We start from the raw sequence: 21,698 nt of genomic DNA on the forward strand, positions 1-21,698 counted from the left end.
TTAACTTAATCGTGAGTCTGCCCGCTGTACTCGGTCGCCCGCATGGAAGCGCGCTCACAAAAAGTCTGATACCACTCGGTCAGGCGTGCTTGAGCGGAAAAGTCCGATAACTGGCGAAAGGCGATCCAGTCGAGCGCGGTCGCCAGGGCAACGTGGCCGATAGTGATCGGGCCATTGAGGTCCACGTGTTCTTCGATGAAGCGGTAAGCCTCTTTGAGTTTGTAGGCTTGACCGTCGGCGTAGGCCGGATAACGCAAGGCCTCCGGGCGGCGCTCGACTTCCCAGCGCAGCTTGATGCCGACATCGCACATGCCCTGCGCCAAGGCCTGAAGGCGCAGCGCCTTATAGCGCTCGGGGCCGCTTGCCGGGATGAGTTTCGGCCCGTCACTCAGGTCGTCGAGGTATTCACAAATCACGATGGAGTCGAACAGCGCCGTGTCGTCGGGCAGCATCAGCACCGGGACTTTACCTAGCGGGTTGGCCTTGTAGATGACCGCATTCGGCGACGTCGGGCTGGTCTCGTGGTGGATGACTTCCAGGTTCGAAGCCATTCCGAGTTCGTGAGCCAGCACCAGTACTTTGCGGGCGTAGGGCGAATGCGTCTGGTAGAAAAGTTTCATGCTGGAGTACCTGCCTCAAGGATTGCAGTGGCCGCGCGATGAGCGTCCATGAACAGACGCGAGGGCGCACCCGCCGAAGTGACGTAGTGGTTGTAGTAGCAAGAGCCTTCGGCGAGCGGGCCGAGCACCCAGATGTTGCGTACCGGTTCGCCCGAAATCGATTTGGGGTGGCACGCCGCGTCGACATCGATGCCGTCGATGCCCGGCTCGTTGGTTCTCGGGCGGATAAGCCCCAGGCGCGCCAGATCGCGTACCGGTGCACAGTCGCTGTTGTTCACGCCACTGCCCTGGACATAACCGGCGACACGCCGGAAGTTGTCTATCGCCGGTCGTGAGCCGGGCTTGAGAAACGTCAGCAGGCCTGCGTCACACAGGGCGAGCAGGTCGGCGTGGCGCTCCTTCTGCGGGCCGGCAACGAGGCGGTTGATCGCCTTGTGCCAACGGCCGTAGAACTGGCGATGCGAGGCGTCGGTCAGCCCGTCGAAATCCACGGCTTCGCGCAGTCGGTCACGCAGATCGCGCCAGACCTCGATGGCCGCTTTGATCGCCGATTCCCCACGCCCAAGCCGCGATTCGTGCAGGTCGGCTTCGATCGTGTCGTAGATCCAGGCGTGATAGTTGTAAGGCGTCACGTCGTCGGGCAGTGCGTGCCAGATCAGCGCTAGCGGGTTGATGGAGCCGCCGGTCGCTTCGTAATCGCGCAGCAGCGCCTCGCAAGCGACAACACCGGGATTGCCCGCAACACTGACGGCTCTGAGCTTTGCCAGCACCTGCTCCCGCCCTGATTCGCCAAGTACCACGGCGACGGCCGCCGCCCGCATCTCAAGCAGCATGAGCGGCAGGATGTCCTGCTCGAAATCCAGCTGCCGGTGTTGTGCATTTGCCCGCAAGGCTTCGATGCGCGTACTCGTCAGCAGCACGGCGTGGTGGCGGGGATTTTCTATCAGACCATTGGGACGGGTTCGAAACGGCAGCCCGTCCCGTGACTGGATAAAGATCACCGGCTCTTGACCTGAGGGTTCATAGGCGTGACTGGCGTCGGCCATCCGCTTGTAGTGTCCGCCTCGTCCAGAGGTGAGGGCCGCCAAGGTGTCCATTGCGCCCAGCCCCAGCCCTTCGATCAGTACGGTCTCGCCGGGCTCGATGGTGTCGAGGCTGCCGGGCAGTGGATAGATGTTCTCAACGCGTTGGTGATCAGCCGTTTGCAGGCGACCGGTGTGGCCGACCGTCAGGATCAGCCGATCCACCGTCACCGCAGCACCTGAAGCGGTTTTCAGAACGTAATGAGAACCCTCGTTGCGCTCAACAGCCGTGACGGCGTGCTGATGCAGATTCACCGTCACCCAATGAGGAGCGGTGGCGAGGATTCGCGCAAAGGCGTCGGCCAGGTAAGCGCCGAGCAAGTAGCGCGGCAGGAAGTCCTCTGGCTCGACATCGCGTCCATTGGCGGCCAGCAAACCGCTGTCCGGATCGACCTTGAGCCGCTGCGCGCGGCACCACGTCAGGAAGTCCGGCCCCGATCGTTCCCGTGCATCCGCAAGGTTGCCGAATGCCGCCGCGTCCGGAAATACCCCGAGCTGACCGGCAACGGTGTTGAGCAGCAGGTAGTCCGGTTGGTTTGGCCAGTGCGCGCCGCTACCGAGCACATTGGGATCGAAGATGTCGATCACGACGTGTTGCTCCGGGCGCTCTTCAGCAAGGCTCAACAGGCGTTCGAAAATCGACAGCCCGCGCGATCCGCAGCCGACCAGGCCGATGTGCAGAGGCGAATTCACCATCTGCGCTCCTCCCCGAAGAAGGACGGGATGGCGACCGCCGAGCCGTCCTTGACCGCGATGTCGTGGATCATCCGGCCAATCGCCAGATCGAGAATGCCCATGCCGAACGGCGAATAGATCAGCGGTTTGTCTGTGGCGACTTGCAGATCGCCGCGAATCAATTGCGCCACGGTGCCGGTGACGAACTCGCGATGACCGTACTTTTGCTCGGCCAGATGCGGCGATGTATTGGCCTTCAGGCAATGGGTCACGTCGTCGAAGTAGTTGTAACTTTCCTCGATGATTTCTGCGCCGATATCACGCAGCGAGATATTCAACACAATCTGGCCTGGGCGGAATGTCCCGCTGCCTTTGACATAGGGCTCGCCGGCGCTGGTAGCGAACACCACGATGTCGGCGGTCAGTGCGTCCTGCAGCGACAACTGTTGCACATCCGGTAATCCGAGTTGCTTGCCGAATGCCGACAGCGCCTGAGCTGATTCTGCGTTGAGATCGTGAATGCCAACGCTATCGAAAGACCAATCGTCGGCGATGAACGTCTCAAGGATGTTGCGCGAGATCACCCCTCCACCAATGATCGACAGCTTTGGCGCGCTGCGACTTTGGCCATTGAGCCACCAGGCGCCGAGCACCGCCGACGCCGCCGTGCGCACAGCACTGATCAACGCACCTTCCAGTAAGGCGTAGGGATAACCGGTGTCCGGATCGTTGAGGATCAGCACCGCCGAAGCGCGCGGGATACCTGACTTGATGTTGTCGGGATAGCTGGCAATCCACTTGATCCCGGAGACCGATTGATCACCCTCGCTATCGACGATCGCCGCCGGCAGGGCAATGATCCGGTTCGCCGGCTCCGCCGGAAAACGCAGGAAGTAACTGTCGGGGTTAACGGTCTCGCCACGTTCATGGGTGAGGTAAGTCTGCGCGACGATCTCGATGGCTTCCTGACGAAGTCCGTTGAGGATGTCCTTCACGACTGCACCGGGAATGACGTGGAACGGTTGAATCGAAGTTTGAGTGGTCATTGGGGATTACGCCGAAAGTGCCAGAGCGATTTCTGGGAAAAGGGGATGCAGCGCTGCTGCGCCGATGCGCTGGGAAACCCAGTCGTCGGAATAGATGGTTTCGAGGTAGCGCTCACCCATGTCCGGTGAAATCGCCACAACGACATCGTCGGGGCGAATGTGCGGCGCCCACTGCTGGATGCCGGCGAGGACAGTGCCGGTGGAGCCGCCGAAGAGCAGGCCGTAGCGTTGCGCCAGCCAGCGGCAGACCTTGATCGTCTGCTCCTCGGGAATCGACAGGAAGTCGTGAATACCGGACGGCTCGAATATCTCCGGCAGGCGGCTGGTGCCGAGCCCCGGAATATGTCGCGTTCCTCCCGGCAAACCGAACGTGACCGAACCGACGGTATCGACGGCGATGACTTTGGTGTGCGGATGATGTTCGGCGAAGTAGTTCTTGCAGCCCATCAGCGTGCCGGTCGTGCCGGCGCCGACAAACAAGTAATCCACGTGCGCAAACTTACGGGCGATGGACTTGGCCGTCGCTTGATAGTGGGCGAAGGGATTGGTTGGATTCTTGTATTGATTGAGCCAGATGTAGTCGGGGTTTTCCGCGACCATTTGCTCGATCAAACGAATACGTGAATTCAGGTAACCGCCGTTTTCGTCACGCTGATCAACCATGATCATCTCGGCACCCAGTGCCTGCATGAGCTTCCTGTTCGGCGCAGAGATATTCGGATCGATCACACAGACAAACTTGTAGCCCTTGGCAGCGCAGACCATGGCCAGCGCGACCCCCAGATTGCCCGACGAAGACTCGACCAGTCGGGTTTTATGGGAAATCCGGCCCTGGTTTTCCAGATCCGTAACGAGGGCGTGCGCGGTTTTGAGTTTTATCGATCCGGCAGGATTCAGCCCTTCGATTTTCAGTTGGATCGTCGCGCTGCAAAGATCCCTAATCTGCACATAACTGTCTTCATTGATAAGTTGCTTGATCATACGTCGTCCGTTTCGTCTCTTTTGCCGGGCGCACGGGGGCGCCAGCATTCATCCTGGAATGTTTGAAAAGCAGTAAATGCAGTTCGCCTGTTGGGTCTGTTTTCAGATTTTTTAGCTGGACGGGAAGTGACCTTGCGGTGGACACCGATCTATTCAAAAAATCAGGTATTGCGCTCTGAGGGCTTCAGGAGCCCAGAGTTTTGCGGGGCGCAAAGTAGAGCCAGTCATTGGCTCGCCAAGGCTTGGAGAAATACTGGCGAATTTTCCTACACGGGGAGAGATACAGATTTCGGGTTTTTTCCAGTACAGCGGGGGTTGGGGTGTACCGGGAGAAGGGGGGAGAAGGCGGGGGGATTAAATCGCAGGCATAAAAAAACCCTGAATCTTGCGATTCAGGGTTTTCGGTATTTGGTGCCCAGAGACGGAATCGAACCGCCGACACGGGGATTTTCAATCCCCTGCTCTACCGACTGAGCTATCTGGGCAACGGGGCGCATTAAAAGGGTTTTTCGGATTCTCGTCAACGACTTTTTTAAAATTTCTTAAATTAATTCCGTCGCTTACGATCCGCCCCCGATTTCTCGGGGTTACTCGGCAGGCGGAACGTAGCCTTCGGCCTGGGCGTATTCCTCGCCGGAGAAGTACTTGTCCATTTCGCCCTGCAGAAATTTACGATCTTCGGCGTTCATCATGTTCAGGCGCTTTTCGTTGATCAGCAGGGTCTGGTGTTTCTGCCAGTCGGCCCAGGCCTTGGCGGAGACGTTGTCAAAAATATCCTGACCTTTTGTGCCCGGGAAAGGAGCGCGATCCAGGGCTGGCAGTTCTTCGTGGTACTTGCGGCACATTACGGTGCGGGTCATGTCGACTCTCCTGCATTCAATACGGCGGCCGCGCGTTCGAGCAAGGTTTTGACCGGGGCGGCGAGGCCCAGGCGCGGCGGGGTGGCGAGGTTATACCAGAGCCAGTCGACCTCGGCCACGTGATGGCTGGCCTCCTGCACCTGAACCAGCCAGGGTTCGATGGACAGCTGGAAATGGCTGAACGTGTGGACGAGGCTCGGCAGCGCCTGCTGCTCGCCCAGTGCCAGCGAGTGCTGATCGGCGAGATGTTGCAAGTCGTCGAGGTCGTCAAGTTCCGGCAGGCTCCACAATCCGCCCCACAGACCGGTCGATGGGCGGCGATAGAGCAGAATCGCGCCGTTGCCATTGGCGAGCATCGGCATCAGCGTGCGTTTCTGCGGGATAGCCTTGCGCGGCTTGGGAATCGGGTAGCGCGTTTCCAGGCCGAGCATGTGCGCCTCGCAGCCACGCTCCAGCGGGCAGAGCAGGCAACTCGGCTTGCTGCGCGTGCACAGCGTAGCGCCGAGATCCATCATCGCCTGGGTGTAGGCGTTGACGCGATCGTGCGGCGTAAAGCGCTCTGCGTTGGCCCACAGTTGTTTGGCGACCTTCGGCTCGCCCGGATAACCCTCTTGCGCGGTAAATCGCGCCAGCACGCGTTTGACGTTGCCGTCGAGGATCGGCGCGCGCAGGCCCATGCTGATGCTGGCGATGGCGCCCGCGGTGGACAAGCCGATGCCCGGCAGATCCGTTAACTTTTCAACATCGCGCGGAAACTCGCCGCCGTACTCGCTGACGACGATTTTTGCGGTCTTCTGCAAATTGCGCGCGCGGGTGTAGTAGCCCAGGCCCGTCCACAGGTGCAGCACTTCGTCTTCTGGCGCCTCTGCCAGCGCTTCGACCGTTGGCAGTGCGGCCATGAAGCGGTCGAAGTAATTGAGCACAGTGCTGACCTGAGTCTGCTGCAACATGATTTCCGACACCCACACCCGATACGGGTTGATGTCCTGCTGCCAAGGCAAGTCGTGGCGGCCGTGGCGGTCGAACCAATCCAGCACCGCCTCTGAAAACTGCTCCGCTCTCATCGCTTGAACAGCCCCTTCAATGCGTTTTTCAGTTCCGGGCTGACCTTGTCGCCCAGTTTTTCGTCGATTTTTTCGCTCAACTTGTCGCCGGCGAGTTTGCTTGCGACCTGGCCAAGGCGTTCGTTATCCAAGCGGCAGGCTTTGGCGCCCAACTCCAGCGGGCCGCGGCAGCGCAGCGGCCACTCGACACCGACGAATTTATCGCCGACCTGGCAGGCCGGGTCCGGCATGGCGCTGGTGTCGCCTTCGACGATGATGCCGACGCGGTAATCCATGCCCAGCACGCGCAAATCGATATCGCCGTCACCGTTGACGGTCATGCCCGGGATTCGGACTTTCAGATCCGGGTTGCTGGCAATGCCGTTGCGGAACGTCAGGTTGCCCTTGAGCTCCTGGAACGGCGTGTCCTTGCCCCGTGGCTCGCCGCTGAGGGTTTTGCGATTAAGCGTGGCGATGCCTTTGCACAGTTGCTGCTCAAGGTTGGCGTTGAGCAACACGCCGTTGTTGATCACGAAGCTGGCGTTACCGTTGAGGGAGTCGATCAGCGCCTGTTGGCTGTTGCCGCTGCCGGTAACGTTGCTGGTGAGGTTCACCAAACCTTTGACCGGAGGGGTCTTGCCTTGGCTTTCGAGGATTTTTTCCACCGGCACGCGGTTGATCCGGGTTTGCAGGTTCAGCACCGGTGCCGTTGGGCGCACGTCGAGAGTGCCTTTTGCTTCGAAGTCGCCGTTGTACAACTCACCGCGCAGGTTCTCCAGGGTCAGCAGGCCGCTCTGACCGGTGGCTTTGAGCGCGGCATTCTGGATTGGCAACTTGTCGAGGATCAGTTGGCCGAAGGTCAGGTCGGCGTCGACGTCGAGTTTGGCCAAACGCTCAACCGGCAGCAGGCGTTCGGTGCTCCAGGCGCTTTTGCTCGGTTTGTCCGGCAGCGGCGTGGAACCTGCGCCGGCCATGGCGTCGGCTTCGGTGCTGGCGACTTCGGCCTGACGCACTTGCGTGGCGCTGGTAGCTTTTTCCGATTTCGGCGGCAGGTAGCGGTCGACGTCGAAGGTGTCGGCCTTGAGGATCGCCCGCAGCGATTGTTTGGCGAAGTCTTCGACGGCGATGCGGCCGCTGAAGCTGCTGTCGTCGAGTTTCAGGTTGATGTTGTCGAAAGCGACGCTGGTCGGCGTCGCCGCAACGCGGCTGACCAGTTCGACCTTGCTCAGGCTGCCCTCGGCCATGGCTGGCAGTTTCTGGCCGATGCTGTCGACGAATTTTGCTAGATCAAACTGGGCGATCGAGATGCCGCCAGTGATCTGCGGAGTCTTGTCGAGATCGTTAGCCTTCAGTTCACCCAAGGCGCGCAATTGATTGGCGGAGATCTTGATGCCAGTCCATTCGGCGACGTTCGCGGCTTTATCGAGCAATATTTGCCCTTGGGCTGAGAAGGTCATGGTCTTGCCTTGCAGCGGATCACCGGCTACTTCGCCGGAGAGCTTCATGTCTTCGAACTTGTAGCGTTGCAGGGCGCGCTCGAAGCGCAGTTCGCCGCTGAGTTCGGTACGCACCCGCAATACCGGCTGATTGGTGCCTAGGAAGGCGGTGGCCTTGATCGGAATGTTGGTCGAATCGTGCACCGGGCCGGTGCTCAATTGGATGCTCTCGGCGCTGAACTGCTTGCCGGTGAGTTCGTCGTTGTACTCAACGCGGGCGTTGTTGACGGTCAGGCTGTCGATGTCGAGGCGGATCGGCTGGGCCGGTTTTTCCACCGCTACCGGGGTGTCGCTGGCCGGTTGGCTTGGGGGGGCGGGTGGCGTGGAACCAGCCGCTACCGGCACCTTGCCGATGTCTTCCCAGTTGCCGTGGCCATTCTTGTCGCGGTTCAGGCGCAGATTCAGACCTTCGACACGTACGTCACTCATCTGCACTTCGCGGCGCAACAGCGGCAGCACGCGCACGGACAGGCCGAGCATCTGCAAATCGGCAAAAGGTTCGGCAGGCTTGGCCAGGGTGGCAACGCTGGCCTCGTGCAGTTCCAGGCCGAGCCACGGGAACAGGCTCCAGCCGATATCGCCATTGAGCGTCAGCTCGATGTGGGCCTTGTCGCGGGCTATCTGGCGGATCTCGTCTTTGTAATCGTTGGGATCGAAGAGGTGGGTCAGGGCAAAGCCTGCCGCCACAATGATCAGCAACAGCCCGAGAAGTACCAGACCCAGGATTTTGCCGAACGCTTTCATGGGCGAGTCCTTGTAATTTAGTCGAATTCGTAATTTAGCCGGGGAGTATAGCGCTGCAACGACCCGGTCCGGTGTGGCGTCATGTTGCCGTTATCGTCAGCAGCACCTGAAACTTCGCGGCCAGCGCCTGAATCTCAAGCTGCCCCGCAGGCGCCAGCAGGCATAGTCCTGGCCTCGCTTGCGACGCCATTTTCTGCGTTTGGTTCACCGTCTCTCGGCGAGACGATCTTCTGATTTTGAAAAAACCGGTTCAAAAGATCCCGGCGTTTCCCTGCTTCTTCAGAGGAGGAGATCAGATGACACGAAAAAAGGTGATATCAGTTTGGTTTTTCTGTCACGTGCAAATGGTAACCTTCGCCGGTTCGTCCGTCCTTCTGCGACTTAACGTCGCGCCTTCAAGGAGCTTCACCCAAAAAAAGGTCATGCCTGCGTGCATAAGGCCGAGGGTGAACAGTGGCTGGCGAACCATTCTAATAATTGGGGGATACACAATGAGCACGAGCATCACGGCGGACGGCCTTCGCGCCGACCAGCCTGCGTTCCTGTCCAAGGAGCGCATCATCGCCAAGCCCGGTTTCAACCGTTGGCTGGTTCCACCGGCCGCTCTGGCCATCCACCTGTGCATCGGCATGGCCTACGGCTTTTCGGTGTTCTGGTTGCCACTGTCCAAGGCGCTGGGCGTCACCAAACCGGTAGCCTGCGCGCCGGACATGAGCTTCATCGCACAAGTCTTCTCTTCGCAATGCGACTGGCCGATCTCGATGCTCGGCTGGATCTACACCCTGTTCTTCATCTTTCTCGGCTGCTCGGCCGCGATCTGGGGTGGCTGGCTTGAACACGCAGGGCCGCGCAAGGCTGGTGTTGTATCGGCATTGTGCTGGTGTGGCGGTCTGCTGATCTCGGCGCTGGGGATTTATACCCACCAGATCTGGCTGATGTGGATCGGCTCCGGCGTGATCGGCGGTATCGGTCTGGGTCTGGGCTACATCTCGCCGGTATCGACCCTGATCAAGTGGTTCCCGGACAAGCGCGGCATGGCGACCGGCATGGCGATCATGGGCTTCGGTGGTGGCGCGATGGTCGGTGCGCCGTTGGCGACGGCGCTGATGAGTCACTTCGCCTCGCCTGAAGGTGTCGGCGTGTGGCAAAGCTTTGTGGCCATGGCTGCAATCTACTTTGTGTTCATGATCGGTGGCGCCCTGGCCTACCGCGTGCCGCCTACCGGCTGGAAGCCTGAGGGCTGGACTGCACCGGCGAAGAAAGCGTCGAACTCGATGATCACTCATCGTCACGTGCACGTGAATGTGGCTTGGAAAACTCCGCAATTCCGTCTGGTGTGGCTGGTGCTGTGCCTGAACGTATCGGCGGGTATCGGCATCCTCGGCATGGCTTCGCCACTGCTGCAGGAAGTGTTCGGTGGCAAGTTGCTCGGTGTTGATGTGCCGTTCGGTCAACTGGATGCCGGGCAACTGGCTTCGATTGCCGCGATTGCTGCCGGTTTCACTGGTTTGCTGAGCCTGTTCAACATCGGTGGTCGGTTCTTCTGGGCATCGTTCTCGGACTATCTGGGTCGCAAAAACACCTACTTCGTGTTCTTTGCGCTGGGTTTTGCCCTGTACGCATTGATCCCGAACCTCGGCCACTTGGGCAACGTTGCGCTGTTCGTGGCGGCGTTTTGCATCATTCTGTCGATGTACGGCGGTGGTTTTGCGACTGTTCCGGCATATCTGGCTGACTTGTTCGGCACGCAGATGGTCGGTGCGATTCACGGTCGTCTGCTGACTGCCTGGGCTGCGGCTGGCGTGCTCGGCCCGGTGCTGGTGAACTACCTGCGTGAGTATCAACTGAGCATCGGCGTTGAACGCGCCGCCGCTTACGACATCACCCTGTACATCCTGGCAGGCCTGCTGGTGTTGGGCTTCCTGTGCAACCTGCTGGTGCGCCCGGTGGCCGACAAGTACTTCATGACCGACGCCGAACTGGCTGCCGAACAGGCACTGGGTCATGACAAAGGTGCTGATGCGAGCACCGTTCTGGAGTGGAAAGCTGCACCGGGCAGCAAGCCATTGGCTATCGCTGCGTGGCTGGCGGTCGGTATTCCGTTGGCGTGGGGTGTGTGGGTGACCCTGCAGAAAACGGCGGTATTGTTTCACTAAGTAAACGCTAAAACGCAGTACCCCTGTGGGAGCGAGCCTGCTCGCGAAGACGGCGTGTCAGTCGACATCAGTGTTGGCTGATATACCGCTTTCGCGAGCAGGCTCGCTCCCACATTTGTTTTTGGGGTGTCCAAAATGAGTTGTATGGACATGTCTACCCGCGACAGCCGGGCGTTCTATCCGTCTGCCATATCACCTCGCGTGTTTCTGTTTCGGCCTCGCGCCCCTATAATGGCTGCCTTTTTCGCCCAATGATTTTGCGGAGCTGGTGATGGCCGAACGTAAGGCGTCTGTCGAGCGCGACACTCTGGAAACCCAGATCAAAGCCTCGATCAACCTTGATGGCACCGGAAAGGCCCGATTCGATATCGGTGTTCCTTTTCTTGAGCACATGCTGGATCAGATCGCCCGTCACGGGTTGATCGACCTGGATATTGAATGCAAGGGCGATCTGCATATCGACGACCACCATACGGTGGAAGACGTCGGTATCACTCTCGGCCAGGCCTTCGCCAAAGCCATCGGCGACAAGAAAGGCATCCGTCGCTACGGCCACGCCTACGTGCCGCTCGATGAAGCGCTGTCGCGCGTGGTGATCGACTTCTCCGGTCGTCCAGGCCTGCAGATGCACGTGCCGTACACCCGCGCCACCGTGGGCGGCTTCGACGTTGACCTGTTCCAGGAGTTCTTCCAGGGCTTCGTCAACCACGCGCTCGTCAGCATGCACATCGACAATCTGCGCGGCACCAACACTCACCACCAGATCGAAACCGTGTTCAAGGCTTTCGGCCGCGCCCTGCGCATGGCTGTGGAGCTGGATGAGCGCATGGCCGGGCAGATGCCATCGACCAAAGGCGTTCTGTAATGCAGACGGTTGCAGTTATCGACTACGGCATGGGCAACCTGCACTCGGTGGCCAAGGCCCTCGAGCACGTCGGTGCCGGCAAGGTGCTGATCACCAGCGATGCGGACGTGATCCGTGAAGCCGACCGCGTGGTCTTCCCCGGCGTTGGCGCAATTCGCGATTGCATGGCGGAGATCCGTCGCCTCGGTTTTGACTCGTTGGTGCGTGAAGTCAGCCAGGATCGGCCGTTCCTCGGTATCTGTGTCGGCATGCAAGCCTTGCTCGACACCAGCGAAGAGAACGACGGCGTTGACTGCATCGGCCTGTTCCCGGGCGCGGTGAAGTTCTTCGGCAAAGACCTGCACGAAGACGGCGAACACCTGAAAGTCCCGCACATGGGCTGGAACGAAGTGAAGCAGTCGGTGAGTCACCCGCTGTGGCATGACATTCCGGACATGGCGCGTTTCTACTTTGTGCACAGCTATTACATCGCCGCCGCCAATGCGCGGCAGGTGGTGGGCAGCGGTCATTACGGCGTCGATTTCGCTGCAGCACTGGCCGAAGGCTCGCGCTTCGCCGTGCAGTTCCACCCGGAGAAGAGCCATACCCATGGCCTGCAATTGCTGCAGAACTTCGCCGCGTGGGACGGTCGCTGGTAAATGGCCGCCAAGAAGTCCAAGCCGCCGATCCTGACCCTCACTCCCGAGCAGGAGAGCGAGGCCAATCACAAGATCAAACGCTTTATGGAAGATCGTTTCGAACTCGACCTCGGGTCATTCGAAGCGGCCGAGATTCTTGAGTTGTTTACCCGCGAAATTGCTCCGCACTATTACAACAGGGCGATTTTCGATGTGCAGACCCACCTCAAGGAGCGGTTTGACAGCATCGAAAGTGACCTGTGGGCGCTCGAGAAAAACTGATTTCCGAGCCAAGCTGAACATTCAAATTTGAAGGTTTGCCAGATGCTGATTATTCCCGCTATCGATCTTAAAGACGGCGCCTGCGTACGTCTGCGCCAGGGCCGCATGGAAGATTCCACAGTGTTCTCCGATGACCCGGTGAGCATGGCTGCCAAGTGGGTAGAGGGCGGTTGCCGTCGTCTGCATCTGGTCGATCTGAATGGCGCATTCGAAGGCCAGCCGGTCAACGGCGAAGTGGTCACTGCCATCGCCAAGCGTTACCCGACCCTGCCGATCCAGATTGGCGGCGGCATTCGCTCGCTGGAAACCATCGAGCACTACGTCAAGGCTGGCGTGAGCTACGTGATCATCGGCACCAAAGCGGTGAAAGATCCGGCGTTCGTGGCTGAAGCCTGCCGTGCGTTCCCGGGCAAAATCATTGTCGGTCTGGATGCCAAAGACGGTTTTGTCGCTACTGATGGCTGGGCTGAAATCAGCACCGTGCAGGTGATTGATCTGGCCAGGCAGTTCGAAGCCGATGGTGTGTCCTCGATCGTTTATACCGACATCGCCAAAGACGGCATGATGCAGGGCTGCAACGTGCCGTTCACCGCCGCGCTGGCGGCGGCCACGAAGATCCCGGTGATCGCTTCCGGCGGCATCCACAACCTCGGTGACATCAAGTCGCTGCTCGACGCCAAGGCGCCGGGCATCATCGGCGCGATCACCGGCCGGGCGATCTACGAAGGCACTCTCGATGTCGCCGAAGCGCAAGCTTTCTGCGATTCGTACAAAGGCTGAGGACTGACCATGGCGCTGGCCAAACGCATCATCCCTTGCCTGGACGTGGATAACGGCCGGGTCGTCAAAGGTGTGAAGTTCGAGAACATCCGCGATGCCGGCGACCCGGTGGAAATTGCCCGTCGCTATGACGAGCAGGGTGCCGACGAGATTACCTTTCTCGACATCACCGCCAGCGTCGATGGCCGCGACACTACGCTGCATACCGTCGAGCGTATGGCCAGCCAGGTGTTTATCCCGCTGACCGTCGGCGGTGGCGTGCGTACCGTGCAGGACATCCGCAATCTGCTCAATGCCGGTGCCGATAAGGTTTCGATCAATACCGCTGCGGTGTTCAATCCGGAGTTCGTTGGCGAAGCGGCGCAGCATTTCGGCTCGCAATGCATCGTCGTCGCCATCGACGCGAAGAAGGTTTCCGGCCCGGGCGAAACCCCGCGCTGGGAAATCTTCACCCACGGCGGTCGCAAGCCGACCGGCCTCGACGCGGTCGAGTGGGCAAAGAAAATGGAAGGCCTCGGTGCCGGTGAGATCCTGCTGACCAGCATGGATCAGGACGGCATGAAAAACGGTTTCGACCTCGGCGTGACCCGTGCCATCAGCGATGCACTGGGCATTCCGGTGATCGCTTCCGGTGGTGTCGGCAACCTGCAGCATCTGGCCGACGGCATCCTCGAAGGTCACGCCAGCGCGGTGTTGGCGGCGAGTATTTTCCACTTCGGCGAATACACCGTGCAGGAAGCCAAGGCGTATATGGCGCATCGTGGGATTGTAATGCGCTAAACCATACAGGCCAGTGGACAGCATGGCGTACCCAAGGCACTCTTGGGCACGCCATGGATTTCGGTAGCCCGACATGATCAAACGCCTGCTTCTTGTTCTCGCCAGTGCCTCTGTGTTGCTGCTCAACACGGCCCGTGCGGAAAACAGTCCCGACACCGATCTGGTGCTGCTCACCGAAAACTTCCCGCCGTACAACATGGCGAAGAACGGCAAAAACTTCGCCCAGGGCGAGAACATCAACGGTATTGCGACCGATATCGTGCGAGAGATGTTCCAGCGTGCCGGTGTCAGCTACAGCCTGACACTGCGCTTCCCTTGGGAGCGGGTCTACAAACTGGCGCTGGAAAATCCCGGTTACGGTGCCTTCGTGATGGCGCGTTTGCCGGATCGCGAGAAACTCTTCAAATGGGTCGGCCCGATCGGCCCCGACGACTGGATTTTGTTGGCCAAGGCTGACAGCAAGATCACCCTCGAAACCCTCAATGACGCGCGCAAATACAAGATCGGTGCCTACAAGGGCGATGCGATTGCCGAGACGCTGACCAAGCAAGGCCTGAAGCCGGTAGTGGTGCTGCGCGATCAGGACAATGCGAAGAAGCTGGTCAACGGTCAGATCGACCTGTGGGCGACGGGTGATCCTGCCGGCCGATATCTGGCGCGACAGGATGGTGTGACCGGGCTCAAGACCGTGCTGCGTTTCAATAGCGCAGAGTTGTACCTGGCACTGAACAAAGACGTCTCCGACGACGTTGTCGCCAAGCTTCAGGCCGCGCTCGATCAACTGCGCAAAGAAGGTGTAGTTGACGACATCATGGCGCGGTATCTGTAGCGCTCGGCAAATCTGGCTCCGGTGGCGAGGCGATGACTTCGTTGTCTGCTCCGGGAGTCCGTGTGTCCATTTCCACTTCTGGCTCCTGTTGCGCAACGACAGTGACTTCAGGCTCCGCGGGCGTGTACTGGCTGATGTGCAGGCTGGCGCCATCGGTGTAACTGAAACCACCTGTCACCGGCGTACCGTCAGCGCGCATTAGCCGGTAGTCGCTCTGCTTCAGATAAACCGCCACGGATCTGTTTTTGTCCACGACAGCGACCACGTCAATGGCTGCTGTGTTTAACCATTCGTTGGCGTGAATTTCACATTGGGTGAAATCGTGGCTCAGTCGCGCCGAAAACAGGAGCGGGTTGGGCAGGCTGGTTTGCCATTGAGCGCCAAACTCGACCGAGGTGATGCGGGTGAATGTGCGCAGGCTTTCAGTTCGCTGCGCACGGGGAGATGTCCATCTGAACGTCTTGCTCTGGTCGTCTGTGTTGTGGCCATGGCCGACAAGCACATACTGATCCGTGCGTTCCAGAAGATAGCAAGGTGACAGGCGTAGCTGCTCAAGGGGAGGGAGTTGCGGGTCTCTTACTGCAAACCAGGGAAGTCGAACGATGTAAGTGGGCTTGTCCGCAGCCTCCGCAAGCGCTGGCGTTTCCCCGCAAAGCACAGGTGCTGTTGGCTGCGGGTTGACCTGAAGCGGGATCTGCATGCGCAACGAGTAGACAGGAGCATTGGCCGGCCTTGAGTAGCCGCTGAAACCGGTAAAGGTGCCCGGTGCCAGATGGATCTCACCCGATGCGGGGGCTGGCGGTACGGCAGTCCAGACGCTCACACTTTGTCGGGCACCGCTGCTTTTGTCGTTCCAGACCGGTTCGGTGCCGCTCGATGCAATCACCAGATCCTCACGGACACAACGGACCGCGTTGAACGAAGGTTTTTCGTGGTCGCTTGAGCAAACCGACCCCAGTGCCACGTAGCCGTCTGGGGGGATTGGTTTCCAGATCGATAGGTCTCTTTTCGATCCTGAGCCGGAATCTTTCCAGATCAACTGGTAATCGTCGGGGCGACACAGCGCCTTGCCCTTGGCGGGATCGGTGCTGGGTGTGTCTGCTTCGCAAACCACAGCCACCACGCGCGTGCCGTTGATATTGCCGTGACCGACAGAGGCGACGTCGCCCAGAGGGAAATAGCCTGGCAGCAGATCAGGGGCAGGGGTGGGGTGCCAGAAGGCTGCAGGTTTTGCCTGCAAACCGCTGGTATCCCAGATTCGCAGAAATTCTGTCGTGAAGTTGATCAGCAGGTTGTCGGTTTTTATGGAGTTCATTCGCCCGGCAGACGAAGTGATTTGTTCATCGGTCGTCATAGTCAGTCCTGATAGTTGATGGGCGACTCAAGGGGAGTCGCGACCTGTTGCAGGTCTCACTATCAGCAAGTGCGCCAGACCTCTGGCGGTAACTATGTATTTACATTCGTGACCGGGTGTTACCGATACACGCCGTCTTTGCCATGACCGGCCATGGCGCGATTGCTGCGCACGCTGATCATCTGCTTGATGTCGATCCACTCGATGCCTTGGGCCTTGAGCTTGGGCAACTCGCGCTCGAGCACCGCCAGCGTCTGTGGATAAGGATGTCCGATCATCAAGGCTGAACCTTGTTTGTGCGCAAGGCTGATCGCTGTCTGCAACTGGGTAAAGATCGCCGCCTCGGTGCGCTCGTCATCGAGGAATACATCGCGGGAAACACTCGCCAGATCGATCTTCTGCGCCTGTTGCGCGGCCACGGTCTGCGCGCTGGTGCGGCTGTCGACGAAGAACTTGTGGCGGCGCTGCAACTCCGCCATCAACCATGCCATCGCTACCGGTTGCGCAGTCATGCGACTGCCCATGTGGTTATTGATGCCGGCGGTGAAGGGGACCCTTTTGAACGCAGCGTTGAGGCGTTTTTCGAGTTCTTCGATGGGTAGTTCCGGATGCCAGGCAAACGGACCGGTGGCCGGGTCCATCGGCATGTGCAGGATGACGACCTTGCCGGCGCGATGGGCCTCGCGGGCGAATTCGGTGGCGTGCGGTGTGTCGGGCATGATCGCCGTGGTCACCGGGCCAGGCAGGGCCAGCACGCGGCGATCCCGGGGCAGGTTCTGCCCCAGGTCGTCGATGATCAGCGTCAGGTAGGCTTTGTGCGGTGTCGGTTTGGCGGGCTCTGCGTGAGCAGTACCCGCCAGACAACACAACAGGACGAAGAGGAAACGCAAACCCAAACCCATCCTCAACGGCCGGAGGTGATGCTCAGGCCTTTGAGCAGGCTGAGGGCCTGGGCCAACTGGTAATCATCATCCTGCGGCATCGCTTTGGCCTTGGTGCCGGAACCGGTCGGTTTGTCGGCGCCGCCGTTGCCATTGCCCAAGTGACCTTGCAGATCGGCTTCCTTGAAGTAATCGCCGTCCGCCTCGTTGGTGATCTTGGCCTTGCGCACTTCGATGTCCGGGACGATGCCCTGGGCCTGGATCGAGCGACCATTGGGCGTGAAGTACAGCGCGGTGGTGATCTTCAGCGCGCGGTCGTTATTCAGCGGCAGCACGGTTTGTACCGAGCCTTTGCCGAAACTGGTGGTACCCATGACCACAGCGCGTTTCTGATCCTGCAGGGCGCCGGCGACGATTTCCGAGGCCGAGGCGCTGCCACCGTTGATCAGCACGACCATCGGCACGGCTTCGCTTTCGTCCTTGCCGGTGGCGGAGAAGCGCAGCTCGGAGTTGGCGATCCGGCCTTTGGTGTAGACGATCAGGCCTTTGGTGATGAAGTGGTCGACCACTTCCACCGCCGCCTGCAACACGCCGCCCGGGTTGTTGCGCAGGTCGAGAATGATGCCGTTGAGCTTCTTGCCGTTGTCCTTGCGCATCTTGGCCAGGGCCTTGGAGACCTCTTCACCGGTCTTGACCTGGAACTGGGTGATGCGGATGTAACCGTAGCCCGATTCGAGCAACTGCGACTTGACGCTCTTCACCTGAATCACTGCACGCGCCAGGGTCACGTCAAACGGCGTGCCGCCGTCACGGACCAGGGTCAGGGTGATTTTCTGGCCGATCTTGCCGCGCATCTTGTCCACGGCTTCGGTCATGGTCTGGCCGCGCGTCGGCGCGCCGTTGATCTTGACGATGAAGTCGCCGGCCTGAATACCGGCCTTCGACGCAGGCGTGTCGTCGATTGGCGAGACGACTTTGATGAAGCCGTCTTCGGCACCGACTTCGATACCCAGACCGCCGAACTCGCCGCTGGTGCTTTCCTGCAACTCGGTGAAGTCTTCAGGGCCCAGATAAGCGGAGTGTGGATCAAGGTTGCTGAGCATGCCCTTGATCGCGTTCTCCAGCAGGGTCTTGTCGTCCACCGGTTCGACATAGGCGGCTTTGATCCGGTCCATGACCTCGGCAAAGGTGCGCAACTCTTCCAGCGGCAGCGGGGCTTTGGAGGTCGCGGCAGTGCCTGCCGGCGCGACGGCCGGGGCCGGTTGAGCGGCGAACGCCAAAGGCGCGCCGATCACCAGGGCGATCGTCAGGGCCAGCGAGGTAAGGCGGGACAAATGCAGCATGTCGAACGAACTCCTGAAATTTGGTGACTCAACGCCTATCCTTGCGCGCGGCACCATTGCGCCGGATCACTCGGGTGACCCTGCTGACGAATTGCAAAATACAGCGCTGATGTGTCCTGGCCGCCACTGTTACCGACAGTGGAGATGGACTCACCGGCTTTAACCACGTCGCCGGCTGACTTGAGCAGCGTCTGGTTGTGACCGTAAAGACTCAGAAAACCGTTGCCGTGATCGAGGATCACCAGCAGCCCGGCACCGCGCAACCAGTCGGCAAACACTACGCGCCCGCCGTGTACGGCGTGCACCTGGCTACCGGCAGAGGCGCTGATCATCACGCCATCCCACTTGGTCCGGGCATCGTCGCCACGACTTTCACCGAAGCGTGCCAGCAGTCGACCATCAACTGGCCACGGAAGTTTTCCCCGGGTTGCAGCAAAAGGCCCGCCAAAGGTCTCGCCGCTGCTGGAAACCAGCGCGCCGGCTGTTGATCTGGCTGGTTTTCGTGGGGCGTCGCTGTTTTCAGCCTGCGCCTCACGCAAGCGCTTTTTTTCCGCTTCCTGCTGGGCGATCAGCGCTTTCTGCCGCGCCTCTTCTGCCTCACGAGCCTGTCGGGCCAGGGTTTCTTCAATGGTTTTAAGGACTTTAGACAGGTCTGCCTGATCCTGCTCGCGAGCGACGAGCTTCTGGTCGCGGGCCTTCACGTCATCGTTGAGCTTGGCGAGGACTTGCTGGCGTTCCTTGCGAACCTTGTCGAGCTCGTCACGCTGGCTGTCGAGGCTGCTTTTCTGCACGAGCAATTGCGCTTGCTGCAAGCCGATGTCTTTTTCGACATTAGCCAGTTGGCGCAGGGTTTCGTTGAAGTTCTTCAACTGCTCCAGGCGGGCCTGGCTCAGGTAATCGTAATAGGTGAGGGTGCGGGCGAATTTCTCGGGGTTCTGCTGGTTGAGCAGCAACTTGAGGTATTCCTGACGGCCGTTCTGATAGGCAGCGCGGGCCTGGATGGCGATCAGTCGCTGCTGTTCAGTGCGCGCGCTCTGGAGTTTTTTTTTCTCCGCATCGAGTCGCTGCAGCTCGGATTCGCTCTTTTGCAGTTCTTTCTGCAGCGCATCGACCTGTTTCTGCAGCTTGCCCATCTCGGTTTCAGTGCCCTTGAGCTCTTTCTGCACGCCGGATTTTTCTTCCTGGAGCTTGCCCAGCAGCTTTTTCAGCTCGGCAATATCCTGACGCGTGGCATCCAACTGTTGTTGGGTTTGCGCGCGCTCGTCAGCGAAGGCCGGTTGGAGCAGGCAGGTCAGAGCGAGGGCAATCAGGACGCGAAGCATAGGGGCGGGCGGCACCAGGGTAAGGGACGGCCTAGTATGCCCGCCCGACGCTGCAAAAAAAACGCCCAATTGGGGCTGTGTGATAACTGGACTGAAAAACACCACAAACCTTTGTAGGAGTGACCTGTGGCGAGGGGATTTATCCCCGATCGGCTGCGCAGCAGTCGTAAAACCCGAACACCCGATGCATCTGATACGCCGCGGTGTCAGGTTTCAGGGCGGCTCCGCCACCCATCGGGGATGAATCCCCTCACCACAAAATCATTCCAACAGGGTTTTTGCGGTGCTTGCTGATTCGAGTCAGACCAGAATCGAGGTACCAGTCATTTCCGCCGGTTTTTCCAGACCCAGCAGTTTCAGCATGGTCGGCGCCACATCCGCCAGTACGCCGCCTTCACGGACCTTGAGGTCACGCTTGCCGACATAAATGAACGGCACCGGCTCGGTGGTGTGCGCGGTGTGCGCCTGCCCGGTGGACTCGTCAGCCATTTGCTCGACGTTGCCGTGGTCAGCGGTGATCAGTGCTTCGCCATCGACCTTCTCCAGCGCTTCGACGATGCGGCCGACGCAGGTGTCGAGGCATTCAACCGCCTTCACCGCCGCGTCGAACACGCCGCTATGACCAACCATATCGCCGTTGGCGTAGTTGACCACGATCACGTCGTAGCGCTGGTTTTCGATGGCATCGACGATGCGGTCGGTCACCTCAGGCGCGCTCATTTCCGGCTGCAGGTCGTAGGTGGCGACTTTCGGCGACGGGATCAGGATGCGCTCTTCGCCCGGGAACGGTTCTTCGCGACCGCCGGAGAAGAAGAAGGTCACATGGGCGTATTTCTCGGTTTCAGCGATGCGCAGCTGGGTCTTGCCGTTTTTCGCCAGGTAGTCGCCCAGCACGTTTTCCAGGCTGCCGGCGGCGAAGGCGCAAGGCGCGGGAATGCTCGCCGCGTATTGGGTCAGCATGACGAAACCGGCAAGTGCAGGCTGGCGTGCGCGCTCGAAGTCGTTGAAATCGTTTTCGACGAATACGCGGGTCAGCTCGCGGGCGCGGTCGGCGCGGAAGTTCATGAACACCACGGCGTCGCCGTCTTCGACTTTCACCGGCTCGCCGATGGTGGTGGCTTTGACGAATTCGTCGCTCTCGCCGCGAGCGTAAGCGGCTTCCAGGCCTTCCTGAGCGGTGGCGGCGTTGAATTCGCTGTTGCCGTCGACGATCAGGTTGTACGCCTGAGCCACGCGGTCCCAGCGGTTGTCACGGTCCATGGCGAAGTAGCGGCCGACGATACTGGCGATGCGGCCCTTGCCGAGTGCCTGGAACGTCGCGTCGAGCAGTTCGATCGACGACGCGGCGCTTTTCGGCGGGGTGTCACGGCCATCGAGGAAGGCGTGCAGGTAGATTTTTTCGGCGCCACGCTTGAAGGCCAGTTCGGCCATGGCGATCAGGTGGTCCTGGTGGCTGTGCACGCCGCCATCCGACAGCAGGCCCATGAAGTGCACGGCTTTGCCCGCAGCCACGGCTTTATCCACAGCGGCGCAAATGGTCGGGTTCTCGAAGAACTCGCCGTCGCGGATCGATTTGGTCACACGGGTGAAGTCCTGATACACCACGCGACCGGCACCGAGGTTCATGTGGCCGACTTCGGAGTTGCCCATCTGGCCGTCCGGCAGGCCGACGTCCATGCCGCTGCCCGAGATCAAGCCGTTCGGCACTGTGGCCCACAGGCGATCCAGCACGGGCTTCTTCGCCGCGAAAACGGCATTCGATTCGGGGCTGTCGCTGTGACCGAAGCCGTCGAGAATGATCAGGACCAAAGGTTTAGGCGTGGTAGTCATGGAATCCACTCGTGGCTAATAAAGAAGAAGGCGATGGAAAAGGGAGTTGGAGTTTAAAGCCAAGTTCAATCCACGTCACCGCCGGACGGGGTTTGGCCCACCATAGGGGCTG

General features: G+C 59.9%; 19 protein-coding genes and 1 tRNA gene. 7 read left to right on the forward strand and 13 right to left on the reverse strand.

The annotated features are described in order from the left end of the window. Positions 1-5: 5 nt before the first annotated feature. From ACA069_RS01675 to ACA069_RS01710, 8 genes are all read right to left on the reverse strand, one after another. Positions 6-620 (reverse strand): glutathione S-transferase family protein, encoded by a 615-nt coding sequence (locus ACA069_RS01675; RefSeq protein ID WP_401267758.1) that lies wholly within the window; start codon positions 618-620, stop codon positions 6-8. Next, the gene (locus ACA069_RS01680) at positions 617-2,398 is read right to left on the reverse strand and encodes an FAD/NAD(P)-binding protein (RefSeq protein ID WP_497616058.1); all 1,782 of its coding nucleotides are present in this window, start codon (positions 2,396-2,398) and stop codon (positions 617-619) included. Before ACA069_RS01680 ends, ACA069_RS01675 begins: the two co-directional genes overlap by 4 nt. Continuing rightward, entirely contained in the window at positions 2,392-3,423 is a 1,032-nt protein-coding gene (gene sbnB, locus ACA069_RS01685; RefSeq protein ID WP_401267764.1) for a 2,3-diaminopropionate biosynthesis protein SbnB, read from the reverse strand. Before sbnB ends, ACA069_RS01680 begins: the two co-directional genes overlap by 7 nt. Before the next feature lie 6 nt (positions 3,424-3,429). Beyond that, the gene (sbnA, locus tag ACA069_RS01690) at positions 3,430-4,404 is read right to left on the reverse strand and encodes a 2,3-diaminopropionate biosynthesis protein SbnA (RefSeq protein ID WP_497616059.1); all 975 of its coding nucleotides are present in this window, start codon (positions 4,402-4,404) and stop codon (positions 3,430-3,432) included. A gap of 409 nt (positions 4,405-4,813) precedes the next feature. Then, positions 4,814-4,889: transfer RNA gene (locus tag ACA069_RS01695), tRNA-Phe, on the reverse strand. 102 nt (positions 4,890-4,991) lie between these two features. After that, complete coding sequence (locus ACA069_RS01700; RefSeq protein WP_497616061.1) at positions 4,992-5,264, reverse strand: oxidative damage protection protein; 273 nt, start codon at positions 5,262-5,264, stop codon at positions 4,992-4,994. Continuing rightward, positions 5,261-6,328 (reverse strand): A/G-specific adenine glycosylase, encoded by a 1,068-nt coding sequence (gene mutY / locus ACA069_RS01705; protein ID WP_489879699.1) that lies wholly within the window; start codon positions 6,326-6,328, stop codon positions 5,261-5,263. The genes ACA069_RS01700 and mutY overlap by 4 nt, the downstream gene beginning before the upstream one ends. Continuing rightward, a complete protein-coding gene (locus ACA069_RS01710; RefSeq protein WP_497616062.1) occupies positions 6,325-8,547 on the reverse strand; it encodes an AsmA family protein in 2,223 nt (740 codons plus the stop codon). The genes mutY and ACA069_RS01710 overlap by 4 nt, the downstream gene beginning before the upstream one ends. 491 nt (positions 8,548-9,038) lie before the next feature. Between ACA069_RS01710 and ACA069_RS01715 the strand changes: the two genes are divergently transcribed. The 7 genes from ACA069_RS01715 (at position 9,039) to ACA069_RS01745 (ending at position 14,856) form a co-directional block, all read left to right on the forward strand. Then, complete coding sequence (locus tag ACA069_RS01715; protein WP_187678881.1) at positions 9,039-10,703, forward strand: OFA family MFS transporter; 1,665 nt, start codon at positions 9,039-9,041, stop codon at positions 10,701-10,703. Positions 10,704-10,974: 271 nt separating this feature from the next. Further along, positions 10,975-11,568: an imidazoleglycerol-phosphate dehydratase HisB gene (gene hisB, locus ACA069_RS01720; protein WP_042557195.1), complete on the forward strand. Its 594-nt coding sequence runs from the start codon at positions 10,975-10,977 to the stop codon at positions 11,566-11,568. After that, positions 11,568-12,206: an imidazole glycerol phosphate synthase subunit HisH gene (gene hisH / locus ACA069_RS01725; protein ID WP_187678880.1), complete on the forward strand. Its 639-nt coding sequence runs from the start codon at positions 11,568-11,570 to the stop codon at positions 12,204-12,206. The genes hisB and hisH overlap by 1 nt, the downstream gene beginning before the upstream one ends. Next, positions 12,207-12,467, forward strand: coding sequence for a DUF2164 domain-containing protein (locus ACA069_RS01730; RefSeq protein ID WP_187678879.1), 261 nt, complete (start codon positions 12,207-12,209; stop codon positions 12,465-12,467). A gap of 42 nt (positions 12,468-12,509) precedes the next feature. Beyond that, a complete protein-coding gene (gene hisA, locus ACA069_RS01735; protein ID WP_331693569.1) occupies positions 12,510-13,247 on the forward strand; it encodes a 1-(5-phosphoribosyl)-5-[(5-phosphoribosylamino)methylideneamino]imidazole-4-carboxamide isomerase in 738 nt (245 codons plus the stop codon). 9 nt (positions 13,248-13,256) lie between these two features. After that, a complete protein-coding gene (gene hisF, locus ACA069_RS01740) occupies positions 13,257-14,027 on the forward strand; it encodes an imidazole glycerol phosphate synthase subunit HisF (RefSeq protein ID WP_007897430.1) in 771 nt (256 codons plus the stop codon). Positions 14,028-14,100: 73 nt separating this feature from the next. Then, a complete protein-coding gene (locus ACA069_RS01745; RefSeq protein WP_187678878.1) occupies positions 14,101-14,856 on the forward strand; it encodes a substrate-binding periplasmic protein in 756 nt (251 codons plus the stop codon). On the opposite strand, the gene ACA069_RS01750 is transcribed toward ACA069_RS01745, so the two are convergent. The 5 genes from ACA069_RS01750 to gpmI form a co-directional block, all read right to left on the reverse strand. After that, entirely contained in the window at positions 14,837-16,210 is a 1,374-nt protein-coding gene (locus tag ACA069_RS01750; RefSeq protein WP_497616064.1) for a Vps62-related protein, read from the reverse strand. The two genes, ACA069_RS01745 and ACA069_RS01750, sit on opposite strands and share 20 nt — an antisense overlap. A 119-nt stretch (positions 16,211-16,329) precedes the next feature. After that, entirely contained in the window at positions 16,330-17,106 is a 777-nt protein-coding gene (locus ACA069_RS01755) for a divergent polysaccharide deacetylase family protein (RefSeq protein ID WP_497616065.1), read from the reverse strand. An 8-nt stretch (positions 17,107-17,114) separates the two neighbouring features. After that, on the reverse strand, positions 17,115-18,434 hold the full coding sequence (locus ACA069_RS01760; protein ID WP_123529840.1) for a S41 family peptidase: 1,320 nt from the start codon (positions 18,432-18,434) through the stop codon (positions 17,115-17,117). A gap of 35 nt (positions 18,435-18,469) precedes the next feature. Beyond that, a complete protein-coding gene (locus ACA069_RS01765; RefSeq protein ID WP_187678874.1) occupies positions 18,470-19,756 on the reverse strand; it encodes a murein hydrolase activator EnvC family protein in 1,287 nt (428 codons plus the stop codon). Between the two features lie 300 nt (positions 19,757-20,056). Next, entirely contained in the window at positions 20,057-21,586 is a 1,530-nt protein-coding gene (gene gpmI, locus ACA069_RS01770) for a 2,3-bisphosphoglycerate-independent phosphoglycerate mutase (RefSeq protein WP_497616068.1), read from the reverse strand. Positions 21,587-21,698 lie beyond the last annotated feature (112 nt).

The sequence above is a fragment of the Pseudomonas sp. LBUM1652 genome, assembly GCF_059716105.1.